Below are 17,822 nucleotides of genomic sequence, written 5' to 3' on the forward strand. Positions count from 1 at the left end.
GTCAGGCGAGGACGAGGCGATGGCGAGCGCCAGCATGCCCAGCGCGATCGCAGGAGTATGCCCGCTTGCGGGCTGCGTTCTATAATGGCCGCCACTTCCGCGAAAAACGACGGCCTGCACGTCTGGCGCCCTTGGTGCCACACCCTCGCCGTCGCGCACACGTGATACCTGCGGCCACTGCAGGTCTCGAGCGGTTCCTGGGGATCTTCCCCGCCATGACAGTCCTTGGCGTTCAAGCGCACACGGGCCTGTATTGAATGGAACTTGCCATGACGTCATCCCATTGCACCCCCGCGCCGCCTGCAGCTTCCCGCATCGCCATCGTGGGTGCCGGGCTGGGCGGTTTGACCCTCGCGCGCGTGCTGCATGTTCACGGTATCGAGGCCACCGTCTATGAAGCCGAGCCATCACCGTACTCGCGCCCCCAGGGCGGCCTGCTCGATCTCCACACACACAGCGGCCAGCGGGGTTTGAAGGCTGCCGGTCTATACCAGGAATTCCTCGCCCTGGTGCTGCCTGGCGAGGATGCGAAGCGCATCGTCGACAGCAGCAACACGATCCTGTTGGACAAGCCAGCAACCGGCGACGCCGCTCGACCTGAAGTGGATCGTGGCCAACTGCGCCAACTGCTCATCGACTCGCTTCCGCCTGGGGTCATTCGCTGGGGCCACAAGGTCGGGCAGGCCGTGCGCACCGAGGGTGGGGTGCACGAGATCATGTTCGCCGACGGGACGCGCGCGACCACCGACCTGTTGGTTGGCGCCGATGGCGCGTGGTCTCGCATTCGGCCGCCGCTTTCCGATGCAGTGCCCATTTACAGCGGAACGACCTTCGTGGAACTGCGCCTTCGTGAGGGCGACACCACGCACAGGGCGCTGGCTGAGGCAATCGGACGTGGCACGCTGATGGCGGTGGCGCCGGGCAAAGGCATTTTCGCGCACCGCCATGCCGACGGATCGCTGCAGACCTATGTTGCCTTGAACAGACCACAGGAGTGGTTTGGATCGGTCGATATCCATCGCACTGCCGCAGCGCTTGAATGCGTTGCCGCTGCTTTTGAAGGGTGGGCTGCCCCGCTGCTGGCGCTGGCGAGTCGCAGTGATGTCGATCCTGTAGTCCGGGCGATTCATGCCCTGCCTGTCGACCACCGGTGGACGCGAACAAGTGGTGTCACGCTGCTTGGCGATGCCGCCCACCTGATGTCCCCATTCGCAGGGGAGGGCGCCAACCTCGCCATTCTGGATGGCGCCGAGCTGGGGCTGGCCATCGCCGGAAATCCTGCCGACCTGGCGGCTGCTCTTGAGCAGTACGAGGGTGCATTGTTCCCGCGGAGCACGGCAGCGGCGCAGCAGGCCGCCCTCAACCATGTGAGTTTTTTCGGCCACAACGCACCGCAAAGCGTTGTGAGCCTGTTCGGCGGGCCCTGAGGCCTGCCAGGCGCTAGCGGCCCAATTCGCTGCGGGACTGGCGTATGGTGTCCAAAATATTGGACATACAATTGGGGGCCAAGATGATTACTCACCTCGCTCAAATAGGCGGCTCCATCAAGGCACGGCGGTCCCAATTGGGGCTCTCGCAGTCTCTGCTTGCCAAGCTGTCCGGCCTGACAAGGCAGACCATCAGCGGCCTTGAAAGCGGTAGCCTCAACGATCTTGGCTTCAACCGTCTTTGCCAGGTAATGAACGTGCTTGGCCTGACGCCGGGAACCCCGTCTCTCTGCCCTCGCAATGACAAGAGGGCGCTATGGATGGCAGCCAACACCGCAAATGTGAGCTACAAGACCCCGCTCAGCCCCGGGGATTTGGGCCAGGTACTAGCAAGCGGCGATCTTCCTCAGCAGTTCGTACCTCAAGTGGCCAAATTCCTTGAGGAGGCGCCTATTCCATTGTTGGTAGTGGCGGTGGAAGAAGCGGCCAGCGAGGGGCGCGTGGCTCCGCAGCTCGTCTGGAAGAACATTGCGGCACTAGGCAATAGGTTCGGTTTGGTTCGCGAAGGCTTGTTTCAATGACGCAGCCGAAAAGCCGGCTGAATCGGGCTTCAGGGTCTTCACAGTCCATGTACGCCTTGCAGCGCCATCATCTCGCTGCATGGGGGGCGCAATTTACCTGAACCCGAGAAGGAGTACTGGAATGATGATGACCAAGAAGAATGTGGTGCTGGGCGTGGCCCTTGTTGCCACCTTGGGCCTTGGCGGCTGCGCCACCTATAAGGAAGAGTTCGCGACGATCAACTCGCGCCTCGACTCGCTGGACACCAAGGTCCAGGGCGCAGCCCAGAGTGCCGAATCGGCGAACCAGTCGGCACAGCAGGCCAACCAGCGTCTGGACCAGATCGAGAGCCGCGTGCAGCGTCTCGAACAGGTCCCGCCGAAGCGCCAGCCGCGCGGTTGATCGCTGTTTGCGTGTGATGTAACGAACGTATGAAACCGGAGACCCGGTGGCCTGTACTGGCCACCGGCATCTTTGCTTTACCCTGTAGTGGCTCCAAGGAATTCCCCCATCAACATGTCCCATTACCCCGCACTCCGAGCTACCTGTGGCGCTCTGGCGCTGGCCTTGGCATTGGCGTTGGCCGGCCCCGCCGTGGCCCGTACCCAGGAGCCGACCGAACCGGCGGCAACCGCCGCAGCGCCCTCGAACGATCAGCTTCCGCCCGACCAGCCCGTGTCCGACACGGTCATCCAGCTTGCCGGCTGGATCAAGGCAAGCCGGGACACCGAAGGCTATCCCTTCGCGGTGATGGACAAGGGCGCTGCACAGATCTTCGTCTTCGACGGTAACGGCAAGCTGCTGGGCGCCACGCCGGGGCTGTTCGGCTCCGCGGTCGGCGATCATACGGCGCCGGGCGTCACCGGTTATGCGCTCAAGGAAATTCCGGGCCAGGACCGTACCACCCCGGCAGGCCGCTTCATTGGCGGGTACGGGCCCTCGCTCGACGCCGGGCGCGTGCTGTGGGTGGACTACGACAGTGCGATTTCGATGCATCCCACCGCGATGGGCGTTGCGGCCGAGCGGCGTGTCGAACGCCTCGAGTCGCCGTCGCCGGACGACAACCGTGTCACGCACGGCTGCATCAACGTCAACCCGGACTTCTACGCGCGCGTCATCCAGCCGACGTTCGAGAAGGGTGGCGTGTTCTACATCCTGCCGGACACGCAGTCGCTTGCGGAAACCTTCCCGGACTTCGCGAAGAGCCGCGCGACCGCGCAGAATGACGGCGGCAACAGTGCCGGCGCGGGCAAGTAACCCGCGACCGACCCACCCAATGCTGCGTCGCTTCAACGCCCTACGGGCGTGACACCGAATCGCGCACGATCAATTCGTGCGCGAGCACCTGGTTCACGGTAAGGCGCGGCGAGGCAGGGGAACGCCGCACTTCGCGCAGCAGGATATCGATGGCGGCGTCCGCCATCTCCGCCACCGGCTGATGGATGGTGGTCAGTTCCGGCCACACCATCGTTGAGGCCGAGGTGTCATCGAAACCCACCACGGAAAGATCGCCTGGCACCTCCAGGCCGCGACGGTGCGCCACGGAAACCACGGCGGACGCCATGTCGTCGTTGCTGGCGAAAATCGCACTCGGTGGCTGGGGAAGCGTCAACAGCGTTTCGGCAGCGTCCAATCCAGAGCGATAGGTGAAGTAGCCCGGCTGGACGAGCGCCGCGTCGTAGCCGATGCCGGCGGCGGCCAGCGCATCGCGGTAGCCCTGGGAGCGATGCGCGCTGGCGGTCTGGTTCGGGTCACCGGTGATATAGCCGATGCGGGTATGCCCGTGGGCAATCAGGTGCGCCACCATCTCCTGGCTCGCCATGCGGTCATCGATGCGTACGCAGGAAATGCGATCGCTGAAGTGGCTGGACGCAATCGAGACCACGGGAATGCCGGCGGTGACGAATGCGTCCACAATCTCCTTCGATTCGCACAGCGGCGGCGGCAGAATCACACCCGCCACGCTGCTGCACAGTTGCCGTGCCGCCTCGCGGCGTGCCTTCGGACCCAATCCATCCCAGGTGACGATCACCATCTGCGCTGCCGCCCGTGTAGACCCGCGCATCGCACCCACCAGCAGTTCGCGCAGGTAACTGGAGCTGGGATTGGTGTAGATCAACGCGATGCAGGTGTGTTGCGCCGCGGCCAACGCGCTTGCAGCCAGGTTGGGCCGATAGTCCAGTTCGAGCACGCTGCGCATGACCCGTTCGCGGTTGTCCTCGCGCACGCTGGAGTGCCCATTGATTACACGCGAAACCGTCATGGCCGACACGCCCGCGTGCGCTGCGACTTCATCGATAGTGATTGCACTGCCTTTCCGACGCACCACTTTCTGGCTGTTTTTCAAGGAATCGATTCCTTTGCTGCGCTGCATGATGACAGGGCTGTCATCGAGTGATTAGTCTGCGCCCTGACGCGATGGTAGCGCTACCACTGAGCCGGGGTAAGGCTCAGCGTGTACCCCCCCTTTACCGCGCGGTTGTTCTGGCAAGCCTGTAAGCGAGGTTGACTCGCAGTGCGCTCAACACGCGCGCCGCGAGGTTCGGTGTGGAAGACGGGCGTCGCCCGTACGTGCCCCAGCAAGGGGTGATGCATCCATTCGATCGTATGTCAGAGGGGAGAGTCATGAGCGCTTGTGCTTTCCGTCGTATCCCAGACCTGAGGGCTCATTCATGAGCAGGAAGCTGGCGAAGTTCACATCCAGGGCCATGTTTACCTTCGTGGGCGGTGTCCTGGTCATCAATCCCGCATTCGCGCAGGACGCACCGGCCACGGCGCCCGCTGCCACGCAGCAGTCGCAGGCCAGCCCGACACAGCTGGACACCGTGCAGGTGACCGGCATCCGCAACAGCCTCAGCCAGGCGATGGACATCAAGCGCGACTCGGCCGGCGTGGTGGATGCGATCAGTGCCGAAGACATCGGCAAATTCCCCGATACCAACCTGGCCGAATCCCTGCAGCGCATTACCGGCATCTCGATCGAGCGCCGTGATGGTGAAGGCGCGCAGGTTACCGCGCGTGGTTTCGGCCCGCAGTTCAACATGGTCACCCTCAACGGCCGCCAGATGCCCGGTGCCGACGCGTTCGGCGCGGCGGGGCAGGTCGCCATCGGCGGTGTGGACGGCGGTACCCGCGCCTTCAACTTCGCGCAGCTGGCGGCCGAAGCGGTCAATGGCATCGAGGTCTACAAGACCAGCCAGGCCAACGTGCCCAGCGGTGGTATCGGCGCCACCATCAACATCCTCACCGCGCGTCCGTTCGACCATGAGGGCACCGTTGCCAGTGCCGGGGCCAAGGTCGTCTCCGACCAGAGCCAGCCGTTCGACAACGACCTGACCCCTGAACTTTCCGGCATCTTCAGCTACACCAACCCGGACAAGACCTGGGGCGTGGGCGTAAGCGCGAGCTACCAGAAGCGCAAGGGTGGCTCGGTGCAGGCCACCAACAATTACTGGAACATCCAGCCGTGGACCGGGACCATGCCCGGCAACCCGACGGTGACCAATGCACCGGCGATCGGCGCGCTGTACGGGCGCCCGAACGACCTGCGCTATGCATTCGCCGAATTCGAGCGCGAGCGCATCAATGGCCAGGCGGTGCTGCAGTTCGCACCGACCGACGCGGTGACCCTGACCCTGGACTACACCTATTCGACCAACGAGATCGAAGAGAATCGTGGCGAGCAGGGCATGTGGCTGCAGAACAGCAACTACACCGATGTGACCTTCGACACCAGCGGTGCGGTGGCCACGCCGATCTACATCCGCGAAATCGCCGGCACCAAGGACTTCGGGCTCGAACAGCAGCGCAGCATGCAGAAGTACAAGCTGGGTTCGCTCGGCTTCAATGCCACCTGGAACATCACCGACCGCTTCAAGCTGAGCTTCGACGGCCACGACTCGAAGAACGAGAGCCGGCCGAACGATCCGCTCACCGGCGGTGGCTCGATCTTCTCCAGTATCGCCGGCACCAACAACTGCACCACCGGCCCGCAGTGCGGTGGCACGTACGTGCAGGAAATGGTGTGGAACAACGGCCTGCCGGTGGGCACCCAGGTCTGGTACCCGTCCGCTGCCGATGCCATCGCCAAGACCAATGGCATCGTCAACGGCGGTTTCGTGCCGGGCGAGATCGGCTCGCAGGTGCTGCGCATCAATTCGCAGACCCAGATCAGCGAGATCAAGCAGGGTCGCATCGACGGCGAGTGGGCCTTCGACCAGGGCCGCTTCCAGTTCGGCGTGGACTCCAGCAAGCAGACCACCCACCGCATCCAGGCCGCGGAGAACTACAACACCCTGGGCGACTGGGGCGTGGCCAATGTCAACGGGGATGTGGCCAATGGCTTGATGGACCTGTTGCAGCCGGTGAACATCGTCGGCCTGTTCAACGACTTCAACGTCAACAGCTTCAGCGCCTGGCGCGGTGACGCGGGCCGGCTGGCGCAGTGGGCAGGGCAGTACTACGGCGCCAACCTGGGCGTGAGCCCGCAGAACGCCGCCGACAACCGGGTCGAAGAGAAGACCAACTCGGCCTATGTGCAGATCGAGCTGGACGGCGATCTGGGCGGCCACCGCACCAATACGCGCCTGGGCGTCCGCTACGAAACCACCGATGTCGTGTCGACCTCGATCATCGCCACGCCCGAATCCATCCAGTGGCAGGCCAACAACGACTTCCGCGTGCTGCTGTCCGATGACAAGCAACCCTTCACCGAGAAGACCAGTTACAGCTACATCCTGCCCAACCTGGACTTCAGCATCGACCTGTTGGACGACCTGAAGGGCCGCATCTCGTTCGGCAAGAGCATCGCACGGGCACCGATCGGCAACCTGTATGCCGGCCCGACCGCACAGCAGCCGTTCGGCTCGGTGCTGATCGATCCGTCCTCGCGGGCCAGTGGCACGGCGCAGAACCCGGCCCTGAAGCCGCTGGAGTCGGACAACCTCGATCTGGCACTGGAATGGTACTTCGCCGATGCCAGCTACCTGTCGGTGACCTACTGGAACAAGCGGGTCGACAACTTCGTCGGCAACACCGTCGTGCGGGAAAACCTGTACGGCCTGCGCGACCCGACCTCCGGTCCGGACGCACAGACGGCGCTGGGCTTCCTGACCAGTGGAGCCTGCCTCGCCCAGGTGGGCCCGGCCAACGCGGCGGCCTGTTCGGCCAATGACACCTCGCTGTTCACCGCGCTGGCGCTGCTGCGCAACAACCCGGCCGGGCTGGGCGCCTACAACGGCACCGACGCACAGGTGCTGGCCACCGAGGCGGCGTACGACCTGTATGGCACGGCGGCCGACCCGCTGTACCAGTTCGACGTCAACCGCCCCATCAACCAGAACCAGTCCACGCTGCATGGCTGGGAACTGGGCGGGCAGTACTTCTTCGGCGACACCGGGTTCGGCGTGCTGGCCAACTACACCGTCGTCAATGGTGACGTGGGCTTCAATGACGGCGGGGATCCGAACGTTGACCAGTTCTCGCTCACCGGCCTCAGCGACACCGCCAACGCCATGCTGATGTACGAAAAGTATGGCTGGTCGGTCCGCCTGGCCTGGAACTGGCGCGACAAGTATCTGATCCTGGCCAACCAGGGCTCCAGCCGAAACCCGTACTATGTGGAAGCGTACGACCAGTGGGACCTCAGCGTGGGTTACACGTTGAATGACAACTGGTCCTTCAGCCTGGAAGCGATCAACCTCACCGGTGAGGACGTGCGTTGGCGTTCGCGCACCTCGCAGATGATGGTGAAGCTGGCCGACCAGGATCCGCGTTACATGCTTGGCGTTCGTTACAGGTTCTGAACAGGCCACGGGTGCCGCTGTTTCGGCAGCGGCACCCGTGCAGGCTCCTGCAGGGATTGGACTACACATGCCGCGTTACGAAATGCTCAACAACATCGCCCACCGGGAGCTGCGTGTAGCAACCGGGTTCGGGCCCGAATTTGGCGACGCGGTCGGCATGGTGCCCGCCTACCCGAGCGAGTACGCCGAGCTGCAGCGGGAATACCCGATCTTCCTGCGCAGGGACGCCGCCACGGGGGAGTGGCAGTCGGTGGTCCTGCTGGGGTTCGAGCAGCACGAGAACCTGTATCTGCAGGAAGGGCGCTGGAACGCGTCCTATCTGCCCGGGGCGGCGGCCAAGGGGCCGTTCCTCATCGGGTTCCAGGAAAATCGCATTGATGGCGCGCTCACACAGGAAGCGGTGCTGCATGTTGACCTCGACCACCCGCGCGTAAATACGGCGCAGGGTGAGCCGGTGTTCCTGCCGCAGGGCGGCAACAGCGCTTACCTGGACCATATCGCAACCGTGTTGCGTGGGATCCACGACGGCCATGCCTTTGGCGCCGAGATGTTTGCCATGCTCGACACGAAAGGACTGATTCAACCGGTCACGCTCGACGTGCAGCTCGACCCGCAGAACCGGGTCAACGTCAACGGCCTGCATGCGATCGACCGTGATCGACTGGCCCAGCTGGACGGTACCGCGCTGGCCGAACTCAACCGCGCCGGCTACCTGGAAGGGGCGTACCTGATGCTGGCCTCGCTGCACAACATGCGGCGGCTGATTGCCGAGAAACAGCGTCGGCTGCGCACGCAGGATGCCGCCATGGCCGCAGGCAGGAACTGAGCGATGCTCGACGGCGTTGCCATGCGCACCCTGGAAGGCCTGCAGCCCGATGCGCTGCCGCTGGAGGCGCTGGTCGCCGCCGGCGAGCCGGTGGTGCTGCGCGGCATCGCGCGCGACTGGGCGCTGGTACAGGCCGGGTTGCGCTCCACGGAAGAGGCACTGGGCTACCTGCGCGGCTTCGATGCCGGCGTGCCGGTGCAGTATTCCTTCGGTGGCCCGGAGATCGCCGGGCGCCCGTTCTACAACGATGACTTCACCCAGTTGAATTTCGAGGTGCGGCGCGGGCTGCTGAGCCAGGTGCTGGACGAGATTAGCGACACCCTCGAAGTCGCGCAGCCGCCCACCTACTATGTCGCTTCGCTGCTGATCGAGCGTGCGTTGCCCGGCTTTGCGCAGGCCAACGACGCCGGGCTGGCGGGGCAGAGCATCGATGCCTCGGCCAGCATCTGGATCGGCAACCGCGTCACCGCCTCCTGCCATTACGACACCCCGGACAACCTGGCGTGCTGCGCCGTGGGCCGGCGGAAGTTCACCCTGTTTCCGCCGGAGCAGATCGACAACCTCTACCCGGGGCCGCTGGAACCCACCCCGGGCGGGCAGGTGGTCAGCGTGGTGGACTTCGATCATCCTGATTTCGACCGCCATCCGCGGTTCCGTGACGCGCTGGCCAGCGCGCAGACCGCGGTGCTGGAGCCCGGCGACGCCATCTTCATTCCCAGCATGTGGTGGCACCACGTACGCAGCCTGGAACCGTTCAACGTGCTGGTGAACTACTGGTGGCGCAGTGTGCCCAGCTTCCTGTCCTCACCACTGCCGGCACTGCAGCATGCGATGTGGGCGCTGCGCGATCTGCCCGCGCGCGAGAAGCAGGCCTGGGCAAAGATCTTCGAGTACTACGTGTTCGGTCCCGGGGAGCGCGCAGGGCAGCACCTGCCCGATGCCGCCCGGGGTGAGCTTGCACCGTTCGACGAGACGCAGGCGCGCCGCACCCGCGCGCAGCTGCTCAGTCGACTCAACCGCTGATGGGGGCCTCGCTTTGAACGCTGCGAACACGACAGAAGGGCGGATCCGCAAAGTGGTCATCGCCGGCGGTGGCACCGCAGGGTGGCTGGCCGGCTGCGCGCTGTCGCACCAGTTCCGCGACCAGCTGGATATCACGCTGGTGGAATCCGAGCAGATCGGCACCGTCGGTGTGGGCGAGTCCACCGTGCCGCCCATCCGCACCTTCCACCGCTTCCTGCAGATCGATGAGCAGGAGTTCATGCAGGCCGTGGCCGGCACGTTCAAGCTCTCGATCTCGTTCGAAAACTGGCGCCGCCCGGGCGATCGCTTCATCCATCCCTTCGGCACCATCGGGCAGAACACCTGGGCCACGCCGTTCCATCATTTCTGGCTGGACAGCCTGCGCCGTGGCATGCCCTCGGACCTGGGCGACTTCTGCCTGGAAAGCGTGGCCTCGCGCGGCGACCAGTTCTCGCTGCACACCCAGCCGCAGGTCAACTACGCCTACCACTTCGACGCCAGTCTCTACGCGAAGTTCCTGCGCCGCCGCGCCGAAGCGCAGGGCCTGCGCCGGGTGGAAGGCAAGATCCGCGAAGTACGGCAACACGCGCATGACGGCTCGGTTTCTGCATTGGTGCTGGAAGACGGCCAGGTGCTCGACGGGGACCTGTTCATCGACTGCACCGGCTTCCGCGGGCTGTTGACCGAGCAGACCCTGCACACCGGCTACGAAGGCTGGAACGAATGGCTGCCCAGCGACCGCGCGGTTGCCGTGCAGACCGAATCGGTCAAGCCGCCGGTGCCGTACACCCGTGCCATCGCGCATGAGGCCGGGTGGCGCTGGCACATCGCGCTGCAGCACCGGGTCGGCTGTGGGCTGGTGTTCTCCAGCCGGCACATGTCCGACGACGAGGCGCAGGCCAAGCTGCTGCGCGATGTCGAGGGCGAGCCGCTGCGCGATCCGTGGCTGGTGCCGTTCCGCAGCGGCCGCCGGTTGAAGGCCTGGAACAAGAACGTGGTGGCGCTCGGCCTGGCCAGTGGCTTCATCGAGCCGCTGGAGTCGACCAGCATCCACCTCACGATCAGCGCCGTGGTGCGCCTGATCCAGCTGTTCCCGTTCGACGGCATCAGCCCGACGCTGGTGGACCTGTACAACGATGTTGGCCGCCAGGAAATGGAGCACGTGCGTGACTTCATCATCCTGCATTACCACGCCACCCAGCGCGACGAGCCGATGTGGAAGGCCTGCCGCGAGATGGAACTGCCCGAGTCGCTGGCCGTGCGACTGCGCGCCTGGCGCGAACGCGCGCATGCCTGGCAGGACCCGGGCGAGCTGTTCCGCGTGGATTCCTGGACCAGCGTGCTGATGGGGCAGGGTATTCAACCGGGGCCGCCACACCCGCTGGCACGCGCCATCAGCGATGCGGACCTGCGCACGCTGCTGGCGCGGATCCAACAGCCGGTGCAGCAGGCGGTGGCGACCATGCCGTCGCAGGCGGACTTCATCGCGCGCTACTGCAAGGCCGCACCCGAGGTGTGGCAACGGGGCGTGGCTGTCGCATAGCGGGAAACCGCTTTGCCGCCCGAAATTGGTAGCGCTACCTTTCAGAAACTACGGGGTGTATGGGATGGAGCTGGTTGCCGGAATCGATGCAGGTACACAAAGCCTGAAAGTGCTGGTCTACGACCCGGCCAAGCGCAGCGTGGTGGCCAGCAGCAGCGCGCCGCTCGAACTGGACAGCGGCGCCGATGGCAGCCGTGAACAACGCCCGGCCGATTGGGTGGCGGCGCTGCACGCGTGCTTCGCGGCAATTCCGGCCAACGTGCGTTCGCGGATCGCCTCGCTGGCGGTCTCGGGGCAGCAGCATGGCTTCGTACCCGTGGATGCAGCAGGGGACGTGCTGGCACCGGCCAAACTGTGGTGCGACACCAGCACCTCGGCCGAATGCGTGCAGATCATGGACGCGGCAGGCGGCCCGGCGCAGACCATTGCGCTGGCCGGCAACCCGATCCTGGCCGGCTATACCGCCTCCAAACTGCCGTGGACGAAGACACACCGGCCGGATGCCTACGCACGTCTCGCCACCATCCTGCTGCCGCACGACTACCTCAACTTCGTGCTCACCGGCGAACGGTTCTGCGAATACGGTGATGCCTCCGGCACGGGCTGGCTCGACGTGCGTTCCCGCACCTGGTCGCCGGAGCTGCTGCGCGCGACCGACCCGGACCGCGACCTTGCCGCCTGCCTGCCGCCCATCGCAGCGCCCGAGGCCTTGTTCGACATCGCCCCTGCTGCGGCGAAGGCGTTCGGGCTGCCGGCGAGCGTCAAGGTGGCCGTCGGTGGCGGCGACAACATGATGGCGGCCATCGGCACCGGCTGCGTGGCACCGGGGCGGCTGGCGATGAGCCTGGGCACCTCGGGCACGCTGTTCGCCTATTCCGATACACCCGTGGTCGACCCGGACGGCGCGTGGGCCGCCTTCTGCTCGTCCACCGGCGGCTGGCTGCCGCTGATCTGCACCATGAACTGCACCGTGGTGACCGAACAGGTGGCCGACGCCTTCGACTTCAGTACCCGTTTCGGCGATGGGCACCTGCGCACCACGCCGCCTGGCGCGGATGGCCTGGTGATGCTGCCGTTCCTCAACGGCGAACGCACGCCCGACCTGCCGCACGGCAAAGGCGTGCTGGCCGGGTTGGACACCACCAACATGACCCCGGCGCACTTGTACCGCGCGGCCATGGAGGGGGCCACCTACAGCCTGAAATACGGCTACGACGCCTTCGTCCGTGCCGGCATGCAGTTCGACCGCATCGTGCTCACCGGCGGCGGCAGCAACAGTGGCGCGTGGCGCCAGCTGGTCGCGGACGTGTTCGGGCTGCCGGTGGACGTGCCGACCCAGTCCGAAGGCGCCGCATTCGGTGCGGCGCTGCAGGCACTGTGGGCGCTCGGCCACGCCCGCGGCGATGCCGCCAGCATCGCCGACATCGCCAACCGCCACGTGGCGCTCGACCCGCAGCTGTCGGCACGCCCGGATCCGACGCGCACTGCGGCTTATGCCGAAGCCTACGCGCGCTACCTGCGCTATCTCGACGCCATCACGCCGCTGCAGCGCGGCTGATTCCCTCTACGCGACACCCCGCACAACGAAAGGAACACGCACCATGAGCACGCAACCCTTCATCGGCGCCAAGGAATTCTTCCCCGGTATCGGCCGCATCCCCTTCGAAGGCCGGGGTTCGGACAATCCGCTCGCGTTCAAGGTGTATGACGCGAACAAGGTCATCGGCGGCAAGACCATGCAGGAGCACATGCGCTTCGCGGTCTGTTACTGGCACACCTTCTGCAATGCCGGGCACGACCCGTTCGGCCCGGGCACCCGCCACTTCCCGTGGGAAGCCGGATCGCCAATGGCCACGGCCGAAGCCAAGGTGGACGCCGCGTTCGAGTTCTTCACCAAGCTGGGCGTGCCGTACTGGTGCTTCCACGACATCGACCTGGCGCCGGATGCCGACGACGTCGGCGTGTACGAAAAGAACCTCAAGCACATGGTCGGACTGGCCAAGGAGCGCCAGGACGCCACCGGCATGAAGCTGTTGTGGGGCACGGCCAACCTTTTCTCGCACCCGCGCTACATGAACGGTGCGTCCACCAATCCCGATTTCGCCGTGGTGGCGCGCGCCGCCGTGCAGGTCAAGGCGGCACTGGAGGCCACGGTGGAACTGGGCGGCGAACATTACGTGTTCTGGGGCGGCCGCGAAGGCTACGCTTCGCTGGTGAACACCCAGATGAAGCGCGAGATCGACCATTTCGCGCGCTTCCTCACCATGGCGCGCGACTACGGCCGCAGCATCGGCCTGAAGGGCAACTTCCTGATCGAGCCCAAGCCGATGGAGCCGATGAAGCACCAGTACGACTTCGACAGCGCCACGGTGGCCGGCTTCCTGAAAGAGCAGGGGCTGGACAAGGACTTCAAGCTCAACATCGAGGCGAACCACGCCACGCTTGCCGGCCACACCTTCGAACACGACCTGCAGGTCGCCTCCGACCACGGCCTGCTGGGCAGCATCGACGCCAACCGCGGCAATGCCGAGAACGGCTGGGACACCGACCAGTTCCCGACCGACCTGTACGACACCGTGGGCGCCATGCTGGTGGTGCTGCGCCAGGGCGGACTCGAGGGCGGCCTGAACTTCGACGCCAAGGTGCGCCGCGAATCCACCGACCTGGACGACCTGTTCATTGCCCACATCGGCGGCATGGACGCCTTCGCCCGCGGCCTGGAAGTGGCCCACGGCCTGCTCAACGAATCGCCGTGGGAACAGTGGCGCAAGGAGCGCTACGCCAGCTTCGACAGCGGTGCGGGCAAGGACTTCGAACAGGGCGCACTGAGCCTGAGCGAGCTGGCCGCACTCGGCGCCAAGGGCGGCGAACCGAAGCAGATCAGCGGCAAGCAGGAGCGTTACGAAAACCTGATCAACCAGTACCTGCTGCGTTGAGCCCACCGGCAAGGATGAGCACCATGACGAACCACACCGCCACGCGTCGCACCGGGTATCTGCTGGCCGCGCTCCTGCTTGCGCTCGCCGCCTGCAAGGGCGACGACAAGCCGGCCGCACCAGCCGCGGCCCAGCCTCAGGCAGACGCCAACCCCTGGCCCCAGGTGACCTGGCCGTTGCCCGACGATCCGGCGCTGGAAAAGCGCATCACCGACCTGATGGCCACCATGACGGTGGAAGAGAAGGTCGGCCAGCTGGTGCAGGGCGACATCGCCAGCATCACGCCGGACGACGTGCGCAAGTATCGGCTGGGCTCCATCCTTGCCGGCGGCAACTCCGACCCGGGCGGCCGCTACGACGCCGCGCCGGCCAAATGGCTGGCGCTGGCCGATGCGTTCTACGAAGCGTCCATGGACACCTCGCAGGGCGGCAAGGCGATCCCGGTGCTGTTCGGTATCGACGCGGTGCACGGGCAGAGCAACATCGTCGGCGCCACGCTGTTCCCGCACAACATCGGGCTGGGCGCGGCACGCAACCCGGACCTGGTGCGACGGATCGGGGAGATCACCGCGCTGGAAACCCGCGCCACCGGCATGGAGTGGGCATTCGCGCCCACCGTGGCGGTACCGCAGGACGACCGCTGGGGGCGCACCTACGAGGGCTATTCCGAATCGCCCGAGGTGGTGGCCAGCTACGCCGGCGCGGTGGTGGAAGGCCTGCAGGGCAAGGTGGGCTCGTCCACCTTCCTCGACGGCCGCCATGTGATCGCCTCGGTGAAGCACTTCCTGGGCGATGGCGGCACCCATGACGGCAAGGACCAGGGCGATACCCGCATCAGCGAAGCCGAGCTCGTGCGCATCCATGCGGCCGGCTACCCGACGGCCATTGCTGCGGGCGCGCAGACCGTCATGGCGTCGTTCAACAGCGTCAACGGCGAGAAGATGCACGGCCACAAGGCCTACCTGACCGACGCGCTGAAGGGCCGCATGAACTTCGGCGGCTTCGTGGTGGGTGACTGGAACGGCCACGGCCAGGTCAAGGGCTGCACCACCACCGATTGCCCGGCCACCATCAACGCCGGGCTGGACATGGCGATGGCCTCGGACAGCTGGAAGGGCTTCTACGAAACCACGCTGGCCGCGGCGAAGGCCGGCACCATCTCCCAGGAGCGCCTGGACGATGCGGTGCGCCGGATCCTGCGGGTCAAGATGCGGCTGAATCTGTTCGAGGCGGGCAAGCCGTCGTCGCGCGCGGTCGGTGGGCAGTTCGCCCTGATCGGCGCACCGGAGCATCGCGCCGTGGCACGCCAGGCCGTACGCGAATCGCTGGTGCTGCTGAAGAACCAGGGCGGTGTGCTGCCGCTGGCGCCGAAGCAGCGCATCCTGGTGGCCGGTGATGGGGCGAACGATGTCGGCAAGCAGGCCGGCGGCTGGACGCTGAACTGGCAGGGCACCGGCACCACCCGCAAGGACTTCCCAAACGCGGACACCATCTTCGAAGGCTTCGCGCAGCAGGCCAAGGCCGCGGGCGGTGAAGCGGTGTTGGCGGTGGATGGCAAGTACACCACCAAGCCGGATGTGGCCGTGGTGGTGTTCGGCGAGAATCCGTATGCCGAGTTCCAGGGCGACTTGGCGACCTTGGCCTACAAGCCGGGCGACGAGTCCGATCTTGCGTTGATCAAGCGGCTGAAGGCCGACGGCATTCCCGTGGTTGCCGTGTTCCTGAGCGGCCGGCCGCTGTGGGTGAACCGCGAGATCAATGCCGCCGATGCCTTCGTGGCCGCATGGCTGCCGGGCTCGGAGGGCGGCGGCATCGCCGACGTGCTGCTGCGCAAGGCCGACGGCAGCGTGCAGCACGACTTCAAGGGGAAACTGAGTTTCAGCTGGCCGCGCACGGCGGTGCAGTACGCCAACAACGTGGGCCAGAAGGACTACGACCCGCAGTTCGCGTTCGGCTTCGGCCTGACCTACGCCGACAACGGCGACCTGGCCGCACTGCCGGAAGTCTCGGGCGTAACCGGCAACGAAGGCGCGGCCGGTGTGTTCTTCGCACGCGGCGATGCCGGCTCCGGCATGGCGCTGCGCCTGGAAGATGCCACGGGTCAGGGCGTGACCGTCACCAAAGTGCCGGAGGCGCTCAACGGCGACCTGCTGAAGGTCACCGGCGTGGACCACCTGGTGCAGGAAGACGCGCGCCGGCTGGCCTGGTCGGGCAAGGGTGAGGCCACCGTTGCGGTGCAGTCGCACGTGCCGCTGGACCTGCAGCGCGAGAGCAATGGTGACCTGATGGTGTTGACCACGCTGCGGGTGGATGCAGCACCGCAGGGTGAGGCATGGCTGGCCGTGGGCTGCGGCACCGGCTGCACCGCCCGCGTTCCGGTGGGGCCTGCACTGGCCAAGCTGCCGGTCGGTCAGTGGAAGCGTATGGGCGTGCCGTTGAAGTGCCTGGCAGCGGCAGGCGCCGATGTCGGCAAGCTGGACCGCCCCTGGTCGCTCGGTACCGCAGGCGCGATGATGGTCTCAGTGTCACGCGTCGCGCTGGGTGCCTTGAACGAAGCGGAAGTCACCGTCGCGTGCCCCGGCAAGTGACGATGCCTGCTGCGCCATCACCGCCTGGGCGGGTGCGCGACCGAGTCGCGCATCACCAGCCCATGCGGCAGCACGTGGTCCGTCAGGACGCGCGCGTCGTCGCTTCTGTGGCGGATGGTACGCAGCAGGATATCGATGGCCGCATCCGCCATCTCGGCGATCGGCTGGTGCAGCGTGGTGAGCTCGGGCCAGACGGTGGTGGCGGCGGAGGTGTCATCGAAGCCCACCACCGACAGGTCGCGGGGAACGTCGAGGCCGCGTCGGTGTGCGACGGAGATCGCCGCGGCCGCCATGTCGTCGTTGCTGGCGAAGATCGCGGTCGGCGGCCGGGGGTGGGCGAGCAGCAGCTCGGCCGCCGCCAGCCCCGAGCGGTAGGTGTAGTCGCCCTGCTGGACCAGGCCGGGTTCGACCTCCAGCCCGGCGTCGTGCAGGGCGGTGACAAAGCCGTCGTAGCGGCGCGCGCTCGCACTGAGATCGTTGCGCCCGCGGATGAAGCCGATACGGGTGTGACCCTGCTGGATCAGGTGTTCGGTCATCTCCTTGCCGGCATGGAAGTCGTCGATGCGCACGCAGGAGATGTCGTCGCGCAGGTGGCCGGACGCGATGGCAACCACGGGGATGCCCGCCTTGACCAGCTCGGTCACGGCCACTGGGGACTCGCACAGCGGCGGCGGCAGAATGACGCCGTCCACGCGGCCGTTCAACGCACGTGCGGCCTTGCGCTCGGCCGCCGGGTCCAGGTTGTCCCAGTAGTGGATGACCAGCTGGATGGCCGCATTGGACGCGCCGCGCAGCAGGCCGACCAGCAGCTCGCGAAGGTACGCGCCGCTGGGATTGGTGTAGATCAGTGCAATGCGCGTGTGCTGCGCGGCAGCCAGCGTGCTTGCGGCCAGGTTGGGCGTGTAGCCCAGCGCCTGCACCGCGCGCATCACGCGCTCGCGGGTGTCATCGCGCACCTTGCCCTGGTTGATCGCCCGCGACACGGTCATCGGCGATACGCCGGCCAGCGCCGCCACCTCGTCGATCGTCACGCCACTGGTTTTGCGGCGGACCGATTTCTTCGGTTTGTCCAATACGCGCTCCCGTTCTTCGTCGTGACGCTGCTGCATCCAGC

The 17,822-nt window shown here is 66.1% G+C and carries 13 protein-coding genes; 11 read left to right on the forward strand and 2 right to left on the reverse strand.

All coding sequences use genetic code 11. From position 1 onward, the window contains the following. Positions 1-269 precede the first annotated feature (269 nt). The 4 genes from ACREPD_RS04155 to ACREPD_RS04170 all read left to right on the forward strand — a co-directional run bounded on the left by ACREPD_RS04155 (position 270) and on the right by ACREPD_RS04170 (position 3,245). Positions 270-1,427 (forward strand): FAD-dependent oxidoreductase, encoded by a 1,158-nt coding sequence (locus tag ACREPD_RS04155; RefSeq protein WP_431598128.1) that lies wholly within the window; start codon positions 270-272, stop codon positions 1,425-1,427. 83 nt (positions 1,428-1,510) lie between these two features. Continuing rightward, positions 1,511-2,008: a helix-turn-helix domain-containing protein gene (locus tag ACREPD_RS04160; RefSeq protein WP_431598129.1), complete on the forward strand. Its 498-nt coding sequence runs from the start codon at positions 1,511-1,513 to the stop codon at positions 2,006-2,008. Positions 2,009-2,129: 121 nt separating this feature from the next. Then, on the forward strand, positions 2,130-2,390 hold the full coding sequence (locus tag ACREPD_RS04165) for a hypothetical protein (RefSeq protein WP_421567088.1): 261 nt from the start codon (positions 2,130-2,132) through the stop codon (positions 2,388-2,390). Between the two features lie 159 nt (positions 2,391-2,549). Then, complete coding sequence (locus ACREPD_RS04170) at positions 2,550-3,245, forward strand: hypothetical protein (RefSeq protein ID WP_431598158.1); 696 nt, start codon at positions 2,550-2,552, stop codon at positions 3,243-3,245. A 40-nt stretch (positions 3,246-3,285) separates the two neighbouring features. Here the strand turns inward: ACREPD_RS04170 and ACREPD_RS04175 are convergent, their stop codons facing one another. Then, positions 3,286-4,335, reverse strand: a complete 1,050-nt coding sequence (locus tag ACREPD_RS04175; protein WP_431598130.1) for a LacI family DNA-binding transcriptional regulator — start codon at positions 4,333-4,335, stop codon at positions 3,286-3,288. A gap of 325 nt (positions 4,336-4,660) precedes the next feature. Between ACREPD_RS04175 and ACREPD_RS04180 the strand changes: the two genes are divergently transcribed. From ACREPD_RS04180 to ACREPD_RS04210, 7 genes are all read left to right on the forward strand, one after another. After that, on the forward strand, positions 4,661-7,792 hold the full coding sequence (locus ACREPD_RS04180) for a TonB-dependent receptor (RefSeq protein ID WP_431598131.1): 3,132 nt from the start codon (positions 4,661-4,663) through the stop codon (positions 7,790-7,792). Positions 7,793-7,859: 67 nt separating this feature from the next. Next, on the forward strand, positions 7,860-8,618 hold the full coding sequence (locus ACREPD_RS04185; protein ID WP_431598132.1) for a SapC family protein: 759 nt from the start codon (positions 7,860-7,862) through the stop codon (positions 8,616-8,618). A gap of 3 nt (positions 8,619-8,621) precedes the next feature. Then, positions 8,622-9,641, forward strand: coding sequence for a cupin-like domain-containing protein (locus ACREPD_RS04190; protein WP_431598133.1), 1,020 nt, complete (start codon positions 8,622-8,624; stop codon positions 9,639-9,641). A 13-nt stretch (positions 9,642-9,654) separates the two neighbouring features. Continuing rightward, positions 9,655-11,184, forward strand: coding sequence for a tryptophan halogenase family protein (locus ACREPD_RS04195; RefSeq protein WP_431598134.1), 1,530 nt, complete (start codon positions 9,655-9,657; stop codon positions 11,182-11,184). Positions 11,185-11,248: 64 nt separating this feature from the next. After that, on the forward strand, positions 11,249-12,742 hold the full coding sequence (gene xylB, locus ACREPD_RS04200) for a xylulokinase (protein ID WP_431598135.1): 1,494 nt from the start codon (positions 11,249-11,251) through the stop codon (positions 12,740-12,742). A 43-nt stretch (positions 12,743-12,785) separates the two neighbouring features. After that, positions 12,786-14,120 (forward strand): xylose isomerase, encoded by a 1,335-nt coding sequence (gene xylA / locus ACREPD_RS04205; protein ID WP_431598136.1) that lies wholly within the window; start codon positions 12,786-12,788, stop codon positions 14,118-14,120. A 14-nt stretch (positions 14,121-14,134) separates the two neighbouring features. Next, positions 14,135-16,708, forward strand: a complete 2,574-nt coding sequence (locus ACREPD_RS04210; RefSeq protein WP_431598137.1) for a glycoside hydrolase family 3 protein — start codon at positions 14,135-14,137, stop codon at positions 16,706-16,708. Positions 16,709-16,725: 17 nt separating this feature from the next. On the opposite strand, the gene ACREPD_RS04215 is transcribed toward ACREPD_RS04210, so the two are convergent. Next, positions 16,726-17,781, reverse strand: coding sequence for a LacI family DNA-binding transcriptional regulator (locus ACREPD_RS04215; protein WP_431598159.1), 1,056 nt, complete (start codon positions 17,779-17,781; stop codon positions 16,726-16,728). Positions 17,782-17,822: the final 41 nt, after the last annotated feature.

This window comes from Stenotrophomonas sp., assembly GCF_050737075.1.
Classification (GTDB): Bacteria; Pseudomonadota; Gammaproteobacteria; order Xanthomonadales; family Xanthomonadaceae; genus Stenotrophomonas.